Source organism: Thermococcus sp. LS2, assembly GCF_012027375.1.
Lineage (GTDB): Archaea > Methanobacteriota_B > Thermococci > Thermococcales > Thermococcaceae > Thermococcus_B.
In genome coordinates this window covers 208,372-222,314 of the sequence record NZ_SNUI01000002.1, presented here as the reverse complement: position 1 = coordinate 222,314, position 13,943 = coordinate 208,372, and the positions used below count along the sequence as shown (strand labels likewise).

The window sequence follows — 13,943 nt, the reverse complement described above, 5'->3', positions numbered from 1 at the left end:
AGAACAAAATTAAAGTAGCATTCTTGCGTCAACTGCGATTGCCTCATCTTCATAAGCAAAGATTGGGTTAATGTCAAGCTCTTTAACCTCTGGGAGCTCGAGAGCTAATTCACCAACTTTGACAATTATGTCTGCTAAAGCCTCAATGTTTACTGGTTTTTCCCCTCTTGCACCGGCAAGAATTGGATAAGCCTTGATTTCTTTAATCATTTCAAGAGCTTCTTCCTTTGTTATTGGAGCAACTCTAAAGCTAACATCTTTGAGAATCTCAACGAAGATACCACCGAGACCAAACATGACAGCTGGACCAAACTGTGGATCCCTAATCATACCAACGATAACTTCCTTTCCGAGTGGGAGCATCTTATAGATTATGACACCCCAAAGGTCTGCATCTGGCTTGTATCTCTTTGCATTTTCCATAATTGTTCTGAAGGCTTCTCTTGCCTCATCATCATTTTTAATGTTTATCTTAACACCACCAGCATCGCTCTTGTGTATAATCTGTGGTGAGACAATCTTCATGACAACCGGATAGCCGATCTCCCTTGCAAACTTAACAGCTTCCTCCTCATTTCTTGCAATCTTAAAATCTGGAGTTGGAATGCCGTAGAGCTTGAGAATCTCCTTAGCCTCTGGTTCTACAAGAGGTCTGCCCTCAGCTTTGGCTTTTTCGATAATTTCCCTTGCTTTTGCAACCCTATCCATCCTTACCACCTCTAATTATCATGACTGCAGTTTCAACTATGTTTACAATGTTAAAAGTCTTTCCATCATTTGCTTCAACCCAGCTTGAAGTTGTCGGTCTCTATAAATAGTATGAAAGCCAACTATTCTTGGTGAAAAATAATGAAAAAGAAAATTTTAGGTGGAATTTTTGTAGCTTTTTTGCTCTTGGCAATGATAGTACTACATCAAACAAGGGCTGCAGATGAAAGCGGAACTTTGGTTCTCTACGACTCTGCACGCATTGGAGTTGTCGAGAAAACAATTACCTTAGACCTCAAAAAGGGATTCAATGAAGTTCCTCTCGAGGAGATTGAAGGTTTGAATATTGAGGAAGTTACAGTAAAGCCTTTGAGCGACAAAGTTACGGTTCTGGGAATTATTTCGCAAGCATACCCAAGCAAAGGAGTGCTTGAAGCAAACATTGGAAAAACTGTCACAATAAAGCTGAAGAGTGGTGAAACAATAACGGGGAAGTTTTTAGGCTACAAAGACGGCAAGATAGCAGTTCAGGGAGATTCCTACTATCTGATTGAGCCCGAGGAAGTTGCATATATGAAGCTTGCTGAACTGGGAAGCAAAGCCAAAGCCCAAACTTATGCCATTATACAAGCTGAGGAAGATGGAAAGTATAAGTTCAAGCTGATTTACAGAGTTCAGTCGATTGGCTGGAGCTCAAGGTATAAGCTTTACCTAACCAACAAAGCCTTGCTCTTTGGATACATAGTGATTGACAATCCTACAAACAAGACATTTGAAGACTTTAAAGTTATGCTCGTTTCGGGGGAAGTGAACTTCTATGCTCCTCCGCAAGTCGTTATGGAAAGGATTTATGCGACGGCAGAAAAAGCAGTTGCTGGAATTCCAGAGCAACCTCAAAAAATTGAAGCATTCTACCTTTACAACCTTGGAATACTCAGTGTAAACCCATTTGAAAAGAAGATGATACCTTACATTACCCAAGAGACATCTTTTGAAAGGAAGTATCTATACGAGAGCTATCCCTACGGTGGAAGTAATGAAATTTACGAGATTATCTCATTTAAGACTGAGAAAGTGCTTCCAGCTGGCATTGTAGAGATTTACAAAGAAATGAACGATACAACAGTTTTAATTGGTGAGCAGAAAATTGATCACACCGCTAAAGGCGATATATTGAGGCTCAAGCTTGGAAGGGATGTCGATCTAAAAGGCAAAACAGAAATCCTCGAGCAGAGAAGAGAAAGCGATTCAACATACTACAAAGTGAGAATTACAATTGAGAATTTTGGAGACGAGACGAAAGAAGTTATTGTCAGGCATTACAAGTGGAGTGGCAAAATATTGAGCTCTACAGTAGAACCAATAGATGAAACAGCACACTATGTGGAGTTCAAAGTAACTGTAAAGCCAGGAGAAAAGAAGGAAATAGTGTTCGACTATAGAGTTTAAGCCTTTCTGAGAAGAATCTCGAAGGCTTTCTCTCCTTTTACCACTTCCAATACAAGGCTATTGTCGTAGTCAATAAAACGAGTACTTTTGAGAGTGTAACCCTCGTTCTTTAAATGCTCATATATCTTGAGACCAAGCTCTCCAAAGATTTCCGCGGCCAAGGTTGCAAAGCTTGGCTCCTTTATTCCAATCTCTTGATGATACCTCCGCGCAAGCTCAAAAACGTCCATGCTACCACCCCAATATTAGTTCACTATTTGGATTTATATGCTTGATGGTGGTAATGTACAACGAAATCTTTAAAAGGCTCAATTGTTACTAACTTTAGTGGTTAATATGGATAATGCGGAAAAGAAGGGAAAGCAGTATTTCAAAAAGGGCAAGGTTCTGTGGGTGCTGAAGTATGGAGATAGACTTTATGGAAAAGTTCTAGGGACTTATCCGTATTACGTTGAGGTCAGCATAAAAGGTGGAAAAAGCAGATGCACTTGTCCTATTGGGAGAGATTGCAAGCATGTATTTGCTGTGCTGGAGGCTTTTGAGAACGGAGAATATTTTGAGACACTAAGCCCTTTAGTAGAGCTTTCGCCGCAAGCTGTTGTGGATGGGATTATTTTTGGAAATCTTGAGATTGGAAAGTCCATTATCTTAAAGGAGCTAATCTATTATGTGAATCACGACGAAAGTGGAAGTGAGGCCGCGAGGCTATTTAGGAAAGCTTTTGCTCTGCTAAAGATGGAGTTTTCAGAGGAATTTTATGAATCCTTGCTCATACAGTTTGGAGAATTTAAGAAAGTTTTTTATGATTATGAGCTCACTGAGGAGATTGAGAGAGAGCTTGAAGAACTGAAAAATTTACGTCAAATAATCTAGCAAGCTCTTCGCCTTAATCTTCCTCTTCAACGCGTCATAAACTTCTCTTCCATCAAAATCAAAGGAATACTCAACACCAAGCTCGTCAAGGAAAAATTTCATTATCTGAAAGGCGTATTTTGACTTGTTTCCCTCCATTTCTACAGCTATGAATGGCTTACCACGATTTCCAATTATTATATCAAAATTCAACCTTACACCTAGATATACATCAATAAAGCTTATCTTTTCTTGTGTTTTGAATTTTTTCACTAGAGCATTTGGAAATCTTGATTTTAGCCTCTCTATAAGCTTTATTGCTCTCTCATACTGCTCTTCAGTGAGCTCAGCCTTGAGCCTAACACCTTCGACAATCATGCTCTCACCCACGAGGGAAATCTAAAAAACCCTTATAAACTTTGCATCATCTAAATAGAACATTAGAGGGTGAGAAAATGAAGGCGATTTATAGGGGGATGTGTCCAAACTGTGAGGGTAGAATTAGTGATGAACGCTTGTACAAGAAGCATCCATGTAATGTTTGTCTCGATGAGGAAATTCAAGCTGAAATTTATTTTGACCTTGTTAGGGGGATTAGAGAAGCTCTTAAGCTGAAAGGGGCTTTAAAGCACTGGGAAGAGATTTACAAGCTTGAGAAAAATCTGAGGGAAATTGAGGAACTTTTTGAAAAAGCCACAGGTTTCAACTTTTGGAGCGCACAAAAAACTTGGGTAAAAAGACTAATTAAAAACAAGAGCTTTTCCATCATAGCCCCAACAGGTATGGGTAAGAGCGTTTTTGGCTCATTCATGACGTTGTATTACGCTAAAAAGAAAAAGAAGAGCTACATAGTCTTACCAACAACACCGCTTGTAGTGCAGACAATTAAGAGAGTGAAAACATTTGCAGAAAGGGCTGGGATTGAAATCAATCTTGCTTATTACCATGGTGGCATGAAGAAGAAGGAAAAAGAGGAGATGACTGAAAAAATCATGAATGGAGATTTTGATATTCTCATAACTTCAGCCCAATGGCTTGCAAGAAACTTCGACGAGATGCTCAAGGATAAGAGATTTGACTTCATTTTTGTTGATGATGTTGATGCATTTTTGAAAGCCTCAAAGAACATTGACCGCTCCCTTATTCTGCTCGGCTTTACAGAAGAGATAATCCAGAAGGCCTGGGAAATTATAAGGCTGAAGAAGCAGATGGCAAAGTTCCTCAACGGCAACAGCCCAGACAAGCAAGAGCAGCTCAATGAACTCAACAAGCAGATTAACAAGCTTGAGAGAGAAATAAGAAAATTCAAGCGTGAGAATAAGATTGGAGTATTAATTGTAGCTTCAGCAACCGGAAGCGCAAGGGGAGATAGAATAAAGCTCTACCGTGAGCTTTTGGACTTCGAAGTGGGAAGCGGAAGGTCAGCGTTGAGAAACGTTGTTGACAGCTATCTCTTCCCAGAGAAGCCAATTGAGGAACATGTTGAAGAGCTTTTGGCAAAACTCGGTAAGGGGGGATTAATTTTTGTTCCAATTGATCAAGGAATCGGCTATGCCGAGAAGCTTACACAATACCTCCAAGAGAAAGGCTTCAAGGTTGAGCTTGTCTCTGCAAGGAATAAGAAAGGCTTGGAGAAGTTTGAAAACGAAGAAATTGACTATTTGATTGGTGTTGCAACCTATTATGGAACCATAGTTAGAGGATTGGATTTGCCACACTTAATTAGATACGCAATCTTTACAGGTGTGCCAAAATTTAGGTTTAGCCTTGATTTAGAGCAGCCCACAATTTACAGGGTTTTAGGGTTGATGAGTGAAGTCATGGAGTTCCTCGATGAAGAAGATAGAAGAGAAGGTGAGAGGCTTTATGCTCGCTTAAGGCGTTTGATTAGAAACATTCCACAGTTTGAATTGATGAAGATTGAAGAGGCATTGGCTGAAGGTCTGCCGTTGGAAGGATTCCACAGCCATGTTCTTGAAGTGTTCAAACAAAGCGTTGAGTTCTTGAGGAGAGTTCTAAAGAAAGAAGAAGTGCTCAAACGCATAGAAGAAGACCCATTCGTCAGCCTCAAGGAAGAGGAAGGAAAATGGTACATTGAGATTCCAGATGTTAGGACTTACATCCAGGCTAGCGGAAGAACTTCACGTCTCTTCGCTGGTGGAATTACAAAGGGTCTGAGCATAATAATAGTTGATAACGAAAAGGTCTTTAACGGCTTGAAGAGACAGATGAGATGGCGCTTTGCAGAGTTCGAAATGAAGCCGTTTGAGGAGCTCAACCTTGAGGAACTTTTGAGGGAGATCGACGCTGATAGAGAAAAGGTCAAGCTAATTCTTGCTGGAAAGATAAGTGAAAAAACCAGAGATTTGGTTAAATCTGCCCTAATGATAGTTGAATCTCCAAACAAAGCCAGAACAATAGCCAGCTTCTTTGGACAGCCAAGCAAGAGGAGGATTGGCGACTTGGTGGCATATGAAGTCAGCATAGGTGACAGGATGCTGACGATTCTGGCAAGCGGTGGGCATATGTTCGACCTCGTTACAACGGAAGGTTATCACGGCGTCCTCATAGAGGAGAGGAACGGAAAGCTTTACTTCATTCCGGTCTATGACACAATAAAACGCTGTAGAGACTGCGGTCATCAGTTCGTTGACTGGGAGGAGAAGGGAGTCTGCCCGAGATGCGGCTCAAGGAATGTTAGAGATGCTCTGGAGAATGTAATTGCAATGCGTGAGATAGCCCAGGAAGTTGATGAAATTCTCATAGGAACTGACCCCGATGTCGAGGGAGAAAAGATTGCATGGGATATTAGGAATGTCCTAAGTCCTTACACTCCGAACATAAAGAGAATTGAGTTCCACGAGGTTACAAGACCAGCCATATTGAAAGCCTTGAATGAAGCAAGAGACGTTAATGAGTTTAGAGTTAATGCTCAGCTAGTGAGGAGAATAGAGGATAGATGGATTGGATTTGAGCTCAGTCAAAAGCTGTGGGAGGTCTTTGAGAGCAGAAACTTATCAGCTGGTAGAGTTCAAACACCCGTTCTTGGATGGGTGATACAGAGATACAAGGAATTTGTCGAGAGTGAGACAGACTTCATGGCACTGACTTTGGAGAACGGCTTAAGCGTAACTCTTGAAGGCGTTAAAGAAGAAGTTGGGGAAGTAACTATTGAAGATGTCCAAATTGAGGAGAAGGAAATCAACCCGTTCCCACCGTATACCACAGATACAATGCTCCAAGATGCTTCAAGGTTTTTAGGATTTTCCGCTCCTCATACAATGCAGTTGGCACAGGATCTTTTCGAGCTCGGTCTTATCACTTATCACAGAACTGATTCAACTCATGTCAGCAACACAGGTATCGAAGTTGCGAAGGAATACATTAGCGAAGAAATTGGAGAAGAATACTTCGCTCCAAGAAAGTGGGGTGAGGAGGGAGCACACGAGTGTATAAGGCCCACAAGACCAATTGACACCGGAAGATTGATGCAACTGCTGAGAGATGGTGTCATTACCCTTGCAAGGGGACTCACAAGAGATCACTTCAGGCTTTATGATATGATATTCAAACGCTTCATGGCATCGCAGATGAAAGCTGCAAAAGTCCTTTATGAAAAGGCAGTAATTGATGCAAAAGTTGCTAAGACTGAGATTGAGGGATACATTGAAATAATCTTTGATGGCTGGACTAAGTTAAGGGCACCGCCATTAAGGCAGTTGCCAAAGCTTGAGAAAGGACAGAAGCTCAAAGTCCTTGAGGTTAAGAAATGGAGAGCGCCGAAAGTTTCCCTCTACACCCAGGGTGATTTGATTGCTCTTATGAAAGAGCGCAAGATTGGAAGACCATCCACCTATGCAAAAATCGTCAAGACGTTGTTGGACAGGCACTATGTCATTGAGACAAAAGGAAGGAAGAAGTTAGTCCCAACAGAGCTTGGAACTAAAGTCTATCACTATCTCATAAGCAAATACAAAGAGCTTGTGAGTGAGGAAAGAACAAGGCAGCTTGAAGAGCTTATGGACTTGGTAGAGGAAAACAAGGCTGACTACCAAGAAGTGCTGAATAACATGTATGCGGAGATTAAACAGTATATTTTGAAGTGATTTTCCCTTCTTTTTTCGCTTTTGTGACCATTATTGTTAGTAATATATTGTTGTTTTTAGTCAATATTGTTGCCTCAACCAAAAAATTTAAAATTGGGGTAGAGTAAAAGCTTTGTATGTTGATACAATGTAGATAAAATCAGGTGAAGTTAGGCTTAAATCAGATGTTTAAATAACGATGTAAAACTAATTGAGTTGGAAAAAAGTTATATACTTTAAGCTCACATAATATTTTGACAGAAATATGACGGTGGTAAAAATGGCAAAAGATAGGATGGTAGAACTTTTACAAGAACATTTTGAATTGAACTTATATGAGGCAAGAGCATATGTTGCCTTAGTTGCGTTTGGAGTTCTTACTCCGGCAGAGTTGGCAAGCGTTTCTGAAGTTCCAGCACCAAGAACTTACGATGTATTGAGAAGCTTGGAGAAGAAAGGTTTTGCAATCAGCCAGCCTGGTAAGGTTAACAAATACAGGCCAGTACACCCCAAGAACATACTCGAGAAGTTCATCGAAGAATGGCAGGAGAGAGTTAAGGAAGAGCTTGAGGCAAAGAAGAAAGCCAAGGAAGAGCTTCTTGAACTCATGACACCATTGATAGAGACAGAGATTCCAAAGTATGGTGTTGAAAGAGTTTGGGTTGTTAGAGGAATTAGAAACTCAACGCTCAAGACAAAGGAAATGCTCGAAGGAGTACAGAAAGAGGTACTCCTTGCAGACGATGGTTATGTCGCAATAAACCTTGAAGATGACATCATTAAGGCCATTGAAAGAGGCATTACAGCCAAAATTGTTGTTACCAAGCAGATACTCCCAAGACTCCAGGCATCAAAGCTCATGGACTACTACAAGAACGGAAAGCTTGAGATTAAGGTCATTGACAACCTTGAACTGCCAATGTTAATCTGTGATGAGGAAGTGTTCTTTGCATTAGAAGACATGGCTGCTAGATACTTTAACTATGAGACCCAAGTCTGGATCAAGGACTTCAGAGTCGTCAACCTCTTTAGAGGAAAGTTCAATGAATATTGGGAGAAAGCAGAGAAAGTTTGATTTTCCCTTTTTATACATATTTAAATTTCTCTTCTTCGGGAGTCTTTTGCTTGATTTTCCAGAAGATTTTACCCTCTCTTTGGAAGCTCTCGACTTTTCCCTGCTCCGCTAATCTAAGCAATAGCTTCCTAACCTCTGCAAGAGACATCTTTGTTTCCTTTGATATTTCTGCAATTGTTAGCTCCTTTCCTTCAAGAACGTTTAAAATTTTTAAATGCTTCATTCTCTTCCCTCCAGCTTTTTGTATCTTTCCAAAATCTCAATTATCTTTTCTATGACTCTTAAGTGTTTCTCCAACTCTTCAACATCATCAGGTAAGCTGTTCGCAAGCATTTTCAGCTTTTCCATTAATATTTGCTCAATTCCCTTCAACTCAGCTTTTCTCTGCTTTTCCCTATGCTCACACACAGGACAGAAAACTCTTCCATTGAGCTCAAAAAGGGGGGAACCGCATTTAGGACAGTGTTTATCGAGCATCTTTGCTCCAGAAAATAAGAGTGGGGTTATTATTTTTCTGATTTCCTCATCACTTAATGTCATTTCACTCACCACTCAGCAGTTGAAACACATCAATTAATGCTTTCTTCCCTAGACGTGAGCGCTTTATCTTGTCCGAAATCTCCGCTATGTCAAATGCTATGATCTTAAAGTTCTTTTTAATCTCTTCAAGGATATGGAGGAGTTCCTCTAATGTGAGCTCGCCATGCTGAAAGCGAGCAATTTTATATTCGGGCAACAGAACATCTAAATCAACGGTCAGATAAATTTCATCTCCGAGATACTTCTTTGCATCCTTAATTATCTCTTCTACTGGATGATTTTTCAGACTTTTATACGCTTTCCATTTACCTCTTGTTTTCTTGCTTCTGGGTAAAGCGGGAAATATCTTAACTCTTCTCGTCCACAGCTCAGTGCCTTCTGTAGTGGGTATCATCAAAACAGGACCAACAACGGAGGCCTTTTCAATTACTCTTTTTTCGAGGGCATATGCAAGCCAAGAGCCATGATCTAGATAATCATGCATTAAATCAGTATGGGCATCTATGCTTATAACTGCTCTCGGTTTGAGCTTTTGGACTATACCATAAGTCGCAAGGTGTTCCCCAATTATATATGCCCTATCTATGGGCAATCTTTCAGAAAGTAATTCAATGGTATTTGACTCAACAATCATGTATTCGTCAATAAGTTTATTCTTCCGTAGAAGGTTGAGAACATACATGACTCCCTCTCTGTTTGGCTTTTCTCCAAATGGAATAAATGTAACCATTGCAACTCCCAAAATTTAATTCAGTGAACACTTTTTAAACTTAGTCCACCAATATTTAATGAGACAATTAAATAATTATGTCATTATGTTTACAAATTTTTGTCAAAAATTTTGAGAGTTAAAGTTAAAAAGTGTGCATATTGATGTTAAGGTGAAAGCTTTAGAAAAATATTCGGAGGAGTTCAAGATGATTTTACAAGTCGCTCTGGATTTAACTGATATTGAACAGGCCATTTCTATAGCGGAAAAAGCTGCTCGTGGCGGTGCTCATTGGCTTGAAGTTGGAACGCCTCTTATCAAAAAAGAGGGAATGAGAGCAGTTGAGCTCATGAAGAGACGCTTTCCAGATAGGAAGATAGTCGCTGACCTAAAGACCATGGACACTGGAGCTTTAGAGGTCGAGATGGCTGCGAGACATGGAGCAGACGTTGTCTCTATTCTTGGCGTTGCTGATGACAAGACAATAAAAGATGCCCTCATGGTAGCAAGAAAGTATGGAATCAAAGTTATGGTGGACTTGATAGGTGTTAAGGACAAAGTTAAGAGAGCAAAAGAGCTTGAGAAGATGGGAGTTCATTATATCCTCGTTCACACAGGGATAGATGAGCAGGCTCAAGGAAAAAGCCCACTTGAGGATTTAGAAAAGGTTGTCAAAGCGGTTAAAATTCCAGTCGCAGTTGCAGGAGGATTGAACTTAGAAACAATCCCCAAAGTTATTGAGCTCGGTGCGACTATAATCATCGTTGGGGGGGCAATAACTAAGGCAGAGGATCCAGAAGAGGTAACAAGAAGGATAATTGATCTCTTCTGGGGTGAATACATGCAGACAATAAGAAAGGCAATGCATGACATAACCGAACATATTGATCACGTTGCCGATGCACTTAGGCTTGAGGAAGTCAGGGGAATGGTTGATGCAATGATTGGAGCCAATAAGATTTTCATCTACGGCGCTGGAAGGAGCGGATTGGTTGGCAAAGCGTTTGCTATGAGATTAATGCACCTTGACTTCAATGTCTATGTTGTTGGTGAGACTATAACTCCAGCATTTGAAGAGGGTGATTTGCTGATAGCGATAAGTGGAAGCGGTGAGACGAGGACGATAGTGGATGCTGCTGAGATTGCAAAAAACCAAGGTGGAAAGGTTGTTGCAATAACCTCATATAAGAACTCAACACTTGGCAAGCTAGCCGATGTTGTAGTTGAAATTCCGGGAAGGGCTAAGACAGATGTTCCAACAGATTACATAGCGAGGCAGATGCTAACTCAGTATAAGTGGATAGCACCAATGGGAACTTTATTCGAAGACTCAACAATGGTATTCTTAGATGGAATAATCGCACTTCTGATGGCAACATTCCAGAAGACCGAAAAGGATATGAAGAAGAAGCATGCGACCTTAGAATAGGGGTCGCCATGATTTCCTTTACTCATATTTTTGTTGGGATTGGAAACAGTGGAATCAGGATTGTGAAAAACATTGAGGTGCCTAATGCTGTTAAAGTGCTCCTTGACTCTTCTTATTATCTTTTTGACAAAAAGAGACCTTCCTTTGTGAAGCAAATTAAGAATTTTTTTGGTAATCTTAATGATGACACAATAGTCTGGATTATCTTCGAGGATAAGCCGATTAACATTGAAATTGTAGACCTTATCAATGATAACCTCCCAAAGAAAGCGATTCGCTTAGCTTATGTGCTATCCCCATATAGAGAGCTTGTCTATGAGAGAAAACCAGAGTGGGCTGGTAATTTTGAAACTGTCTTCTACGACTCCCTCTCAGAGTTTTTGGATGCTTACACCTCAATACCTTTGGAAGATGCCTTCAATGCAGCAAGTAAGCAAATTGGCATCATGTTTTCAAAGCTTTACTATTACCTCGAAAACCAAATGCTTGTTAACATTGATTATGCTGACTTGTTTAATATGGTTAAGGGTGGGAACATTGGAATACTGCGCATTTTAAGAGAAGTTGACTTTGAATGGAACTGGGGAATATGGGATAGAGGATTAATCAGCATAATGGTGGGTAAAAATGTTCCTTTAAAAAGCGCCTATGAGATTTTAAGAAAGTTCCAGTATCTCCTCAGAGAAAAAGATATAATATGGGGAGTCAGAATGAACAAAGAGCTTGAGGATGAGATTGAAATATTAGCACTTTTAATCAAGAGGTGGTCAAATGGAGGCAATTCTGTTTGACATAGATGAGACACTCCTGACAGAAAGGCCCTTGATGATGCTTTTCCTTCCTCAGGTCTATGAAGAAATTGCAAAAAAACTTGGGATTAGAAAAGAAGATGCCAGGATTAGGTTTCTTAAGGAGATCATGAGCCGAAGAGATACCTACGAGTGGCATGACTGGAACTTTTTCTTCAGACTTTTCAACCTAGATCTGAGATATGAGGAACTTTTAACTGCTTACCCACATAAGATTCATGTATTCCCAGATGTGAAGCCGACTTTAGAATGGCTGAAAGAAGAGGGATACAAACTTGGAGTTATCACAAGCGGCCCTGAATACCAGAGGCTTAAGCTTAGAATAGCGAAGCTTGATAATTATTTTGATGTAATTGTTACAAGAGAAGACGTAAAAACAATAAAGCCTGATCCAAAAATATTTCTCTATGCTTTAGAAAAGCTTAAAGTTGAGCCTAGTGAGGCAATAATGATTGGTGACAGCCTGCAGCAAGATGTTTATGGTGCAAAGAATGTTGGAATGACAGCTGTTTGGATAAATAGAGGAAATGACAAAGGTTACAACTTTGCTGATTATGAAATTAGAACACTTTATGAATTGAGAAAAATATTGGGGGGTTTAGAATGAAAGAGATATTCAACAAAGAGGGAGTTTTTGTTGAGTACAAAGAAAAGGTAGTTGAACTTGAAAATGGAGATAAGTTGGTTCATACACAAGAAGCTCTAACAAAGCTTTGGTGGGAGCTGAAAGAAGCTCTTAAGGGCAAGAGAGTTAAGGTTGTAGTATACGAAATCGAGGAATGAAAAATGATAGCTCACATAATAAATACTGATATTTATGGCAGAGGGATTTTAAAAGTCTATTTGAAATACCGCCTTCAGAATTTCAATTTTTTGAAAAATGCTGCAAAACTGCTCCTAGACAATTCGGAGAAGGTTTTGATAGTCTCGAGCTTTCCAATCCCCCCCATGAATATCTGTGAAACTGACGGGCCTTTGGGAGCTTTAGCACTTTACAAATCTGTTGAGAGAATTGGAGGAAAAGCGGAAATTTGGGCGCATGAGCAGGTAAAAAAAGCCTTGAGGCCTTTTGATGTTACGTTCGTTGATAAACCAGCTACCTCAGATTATTCTCTCTTAATAAGTGTTGAGACTGTTGGAAGAGCAAGCGATGGAAAATACTATTCCATGAGTGGTATGGAAGTAGAAGTTCCACCCTTTGATAAGGTATTTTTGGAAGCTAAGGAATTGGGAATTCCGACCATTGGGATTGGTGATGGCGGCAACGAAATAGGTATGGGAAAGATTAAACATCTCATTGAAAAATACATTCCTCTTGGAGAGAAGATTGCAACTGTGGTTAAGACCGATGAGCTCATAGTTTCTGCAGTCTCCAATTGGGGAGCTTACGGATTGGTTGCTCAAGCGTCGCTTGAAATTGGAGAGAACCTTCTGAAGGATTGGAATGAACGAAAGAACTTGGAAGTAATAGTTTCTGCTGGATTAATTGACGGGATAATTAAGAAACCTGTTATGAGCGTTGACGGGCTAAGTGTTGAGATCCATGAAAAAATCGTTGAGCTTTTAAAGGAAACAGTGAATTATCAGCTTTAGTCAAAAAGCTAGGTGATCAAGATGAAAATCGAAGACTTCATAAAAGATGAGAAAAGCTTAGCTCTAATCAAAAAGACTGAAGAATTTGCCAGAAGCTTTTTTGAAAGAGAAGGCACACACGGATTCTCACACACTGAAAGAGTTCTTGCACTCTGCATGCACATTGGAGAGAAAGAGGGTGCGGATTTGGAGGTTCTAGCTTTAGCTGCTCTCCTTCATGATATTGCAAGACCGCTTGAAAGCATAGGGAAAATTGAAGACCATGCCAAAGAAGGAGCAAAAATTGCCAAGCGCTTTCTTGAAGGATTGGGCTATGAAAAAGCGGAGCAAGTGGCTCATGCGATTGAGGCCCATCGATTTTCAAGACCGCCAGAACCACAGACATTGGAGGCAAAAATCCTCAGCGATGCAGACAAGCTTGATGCAATAGGAGCAATAGGGATTGCAAGGGTCTTTATGTATTCTGGTGAACATGGAAGAAGTATAGAGGATTCTCTTAAGCACTTCGAGGAAAAAATCCTAAAGCTTAAAGATTTGATGTACACAAAAACAGCCAAAGAAATGGCTCTTGAGAGACACAGATATGTCGAGGAGTTCATAAAAAGGATTAGGAAGGAGATTGAAGGAGAGCTTTAATTTTTGCATTTGACATATGTATCAGTTTTGACGGCCCTTTCTCTCTTTCTATATTTCG

Annotated in this window: 16 protein-coding genes; 10 read left to right on the top strand and 6 right to left on the bottom strand. The window is 40.1% G+C overall.

Translation table 11 applies throughout. From position 1 onward, the window contains the following. Positions 1–9: 9 nt before the first annotated feature. Positions 10–708 carry an acetate--CoA ligase family protein gene (locus E3E24_RS03715; RefSeq protein WP_167915668.1) on the bottom strand — a complete coding sequence of 233 codons (699 nt, stop codon included), beginning with the start codon at positions 706–708 and terminating at the stop codon, positions 10–12. 141 nt (positions 709–849) lie between these two features. Between E3E24_RS03715 and E3E24_RS03710 the strand changes: the two genes are divergently transcribed. Then, the gene (locus tag E3E24_RS03710; RefSeq protein ID WP_167885686.1) at positions 850–2,157 is read left to right on the top strand and encodes a DUF4139 domain-containing protein; all 1,308 of its coding nucleotides are present in this window, start codon (positions 850–852) and stop codon (positions 2,155–2,157) included. Here E3E24_RS03710 and E3E24_RS03705 read toward each other — a convergent pair. Next, a complete protein-coding gene (locus tag E3E24_RS03705) occupies positions 2,154–2,387 on the bottom strand; it encodes a hypothetical protein (RefSeq protein WP_167885685.1) in 234 nt (77 codons plus the stop codon). The genes E3E24_RS03710 and E3E24_RS03705 overlap by 4 nt on opposite strands. Before the next feature lie 106 nt (positions 2,388–2,493). Between E3E24_RS03705 and E3E24_RS03700 the strand changes: the two genes are divergently transcribed. Next, positions 2,494–3,030: an SWIM zinc finger domain-containing protein gene (locus tag E3E24_RS03700; protein ID WP_167886025.1), complete on the top strand. Its 537-nt coding sequence runs from the start codon at positions 2,494–2,496 to the stop codon at positions 3,028–3,030. Here the strand turns inward: E3E24_RS03700 and E3E24_RS03695 are convergent. After that, on the bottom strand, positions 3,013–3,387 hold the full coding sequence (locus tag E3E24_RS03695) for a hypothetical protein (protein WP_167885684.1): 375 nt from the start codon (positions 3,385–3,387) through the stop codon (positions 3,013–3,015). The genes E3E24_RS03700 and E3E24_RS03695 overlap by 18 nt on opposite strands. Before the next feature lie 77 nt (positions 3,388–3,464). On the opposite strand from E3E24_RS03695, the gene rgy reads away from it, so the two are divergent. After that, entirely contained in the window at positions 3,465–7,115 is a 3,651-nt protein-coding gene (gene rgy / locus E3E24_RS03690) for a reverse gyrase (protein WP_167915667.1), read from the top strand. A 259-nt stretch (positions 7,116–7,374) separates the two neighbouring features. After that, the gene (gene trmBL2 / locus E3E24_RS03685; RefSeq protein WP_167885682.1) at positions 7,375–8,169 is read left to right on the top strand and encodes an HTH-type transcriptional regulator TrmBL2; all 795 of its coding nucleotides are present in this window, start codon (positions 7,375–7,377) and stop codon (positions 8,167–8,169) included. Between the two features lie 10 nt (positions 8,170–8,179). On the opposite strand, the gene E3E24_RS03680 is transcribed toward trmBL2, so the two are convergent. From E3E24_RS03680 to E3E24_RS03670, 3 genes are read right to left on the bottom strand one after another with little or no spacing between them, the layout of a single operon-like run. Beyond that, positions 8,180–8,392 carry a winged helix-turn-helix domain-containing protein gene (locus E3E24_RS03680; RefSeq protein ID WP_167915666.1) on the bottom strand — a complete coding sequence of 71 codons (213 nt, stop codon included), beginning with the start codon at positions 8,390–8,392 and terminating at the stop codon, positions 8,180–8,182. Beyond that, positions 8,389–8,709: an Sjogren's syndrome/scleroderma autoantigen 1 family protein gene (locus E3E24_RS03675; protein WP_167915665.1), complete on the bottom strand. Its 321-nt coding sequence runs from the start codon at positions 8,707–8,709 to the stop codon at positions 8,389–8,391. The genes E3E24_RS03680 and E3E24_RS03675 overlap by 4 nt, the downstream gene beginning before the upstream one ends. 1 nt (position 8,710) lies before the next feature. After that, a complete protein-coding gene (locus E3E24_RS03670) occupies positions 8,711–9,439 on the bottom strand; it encodes an arginase family protein (protein ID WP_167915705.1) in 729 nt (242 codons plus the stop codon). 187 nt (positions 9,440–9,626) lie between these two features. On the opposite strand from E3E24_RS03670, the gene hxlAB reads away from it, so the two are divergent. The 6 genes from hxlAB to E3E24_RS03640 are packed head-to-tail and all read left to right on the top strand — an operon-like array spanning position 9,627 to position 13,885. Then, a complete protein-coding gene (gene hxlAB / locus E3E24_RS03665) occupies positions 9,627–10,847 on the top strand; it encodes a bifunctional 3-hexulose-6-phosphate synthase/6-phospho-3-hexuloisomerase (RefSeq protein ID WP_167886024.1) in 1,221 nt (406 codons plus the stop codon). An 8-nt stretch (positions 10,848–10,855) separates the two neighbouring features. Continuing rightward, positions 10,856–11,638 carry a hypothetical protein gene (locus tag E3E24_RS03660; protein WP_167915664.1) on the top strand — a complete coding sequence of 261 codons (783 nt, stop codon included), beginning with the start codon at positions 10,856–10,858 and terminating at the stop codon, positions 11,636–11,638. Beyond that, positions 11,619–12,263: an HAD family hydrolase gene (locus tag E3E24_RS03655; protein ID WP_167885677.1), complete on the top strand. Its 645-nt coding sequence runs from the start codon at positions 11,619–11,621 to the stop codon at positions 12,261–12,263. The genes E3E24_RS03660 and E3E24_RS03655 overlap by 20 nt, the downstream gene beginning before the upstream one ends. Further along, positions 12,260–12,439: a hypothetical protein gene (locus tag E3E24_RS03650; RefSeq protein ID WP_167885676.1), complete on the top strand. Its 180-nt coding sequence runs from the start codon at positions 12,260–12,262 to the stop codon at positions 12,437–12,439. The genes E3E24_RS03655 and E3E24_RS03650 overlap by 4 nt, the downstream gene beginning before the upstream one ends. 3 nt (positions 12,440–12,442) lie before the next feature. Then, on the top strand, positions 12,443–13,249 hold the full coding sequence (locus tag E3E24_RS03645; RefSeq protein ID WP_167915663.1) for a DUF4392 domain-containing protein: 807 nt from the start codon (positions 12,443–12,445) through the stop codon (positions 13,247–13,249). A 21-nt stretch (positions 13,250–13,270) separates the two neighbouring features. After that, on the top strand, positions 13,271–13,885 hold the full coding sequence (locus E3E24_RS03640; protein ID WP_167915662.1) for an HD domain-containing protein: 615 nt from the start codon (positions 13,271–13,273) through the stop codon (positions 13,883–13,885). Positions 13,886–13,943: the final 58 nt, after the last annotated feature.

Bases quoted from the DNA above. Each gene is read 5' to 3' on its own strand.
- E3E24_RS03715 (WP_167915668.1), bottom strand. From the start codon at position 708: ATGGATAGGGTTGCAAAAGCAAGGGAAATTATCGAAAAAGCCAAAGCT.
- E3E24_RS03695 (WP_167885684.1), bottom strand. From the start codon at position 3,387: ATGATTGTCGAAGGTGTTAGGCTCAAGGCTGAGCTCACTGAAGAGCAG.
- E3E24_RS03710 (WP_167885686.1), top strand. From the start codon at position 850: ATGAAAAAGAAAATTTTAGGTGGAATTTTTGTAGCTTTTTTGCTCTTG.
- E3E24_RS03655 (WP_167885677.1), top strand. From the start codon at position 11,619: ATGGAGGCAATTCTGTTTGACATAGATGAGACACTCCTGACAGAAAGG.
- E3E24_RS03670 (WP_167915705.1), bottom strand. From the start codon at position 9,439: ATGGTTACATTTATTCCATTTGGAGAAAAGCCAAACAGAGAGGGAGTC.
- E3E24_RS03645 (WP_167915663.1), top strand. From the start codon at position 12,443: ATGATAGCTCACATAATAAATACTGATATTTATGGCAGAGGGATTTTA.
- rgy (WP_167915667.1), top strand. From the start codon at position 3,465: ATGAAGGCGATTTATAGGGGGATGTGTCCAAACTGTGAGGGTAGAATT.
- E3E24_RS03705 (WP_167885685.1), bottom strand. From the start codon at position 2,387: ATGGACGTTTTTGAGCTTGCGCGGAGGTATCATCAAGAGATTGGAATA.
- trmBL2 (WP_167885682.1), top strand. From the start codon at position 7,375: ATGGCAAAAGATAGGATGGTAGAACTTTTACAAGAACATTTTGAATTG.
- E3E24_RS03680 (WP_167915666.1), bottom strand. From the start codon at position 8,392: ATGAAGCATTTAAAAATTTTAAACGTTCTTGAAGGAAAGGAGCTAACA.
- E3E24_RS03640 (WP_167915662.1), top strand. From the start codon at position 13,271: ATGAAAATCGAAGACTTCATAAAAGATGAGAAAAGCTTAGCTCTAATC.
- E3E24_RS03660 (WP_167915664.1), top strand. From the start codon at position 10,856: ATGATTTCCTTTACTCATATTTTTGTTGGGATTGGAAACAGTGGAATC.
- E3E24_RS03700 (WP_167886025.1), top strand. From the start codon at position 2,494: ATGGATAATGCGGAAAAGAAGGGAAAGCAGTATTTCAAAAAGGGCAAG.
- E3E24_RS03650 (WP_167885676.1), top strand. From the start codon at position 12,260: ATGAAAGAGATATTCAACAAAGAGGGAGTTTTTGTTGAGTACAAAGAA.
- E3E24_RS03675 (WP_167915665.1), bottom strand. From the start codon at position 8,709: ATGACATTAAGTGATGAGGAAATCAGAAAAATAATAACCCCACTCTTA.
- hxlAB (WP_167886024.1), top strand. From the start codon at position 9,627: ATGATTTTACAAGTCGCTCTGGATTTAACTGATATTGAACAGGCCATT.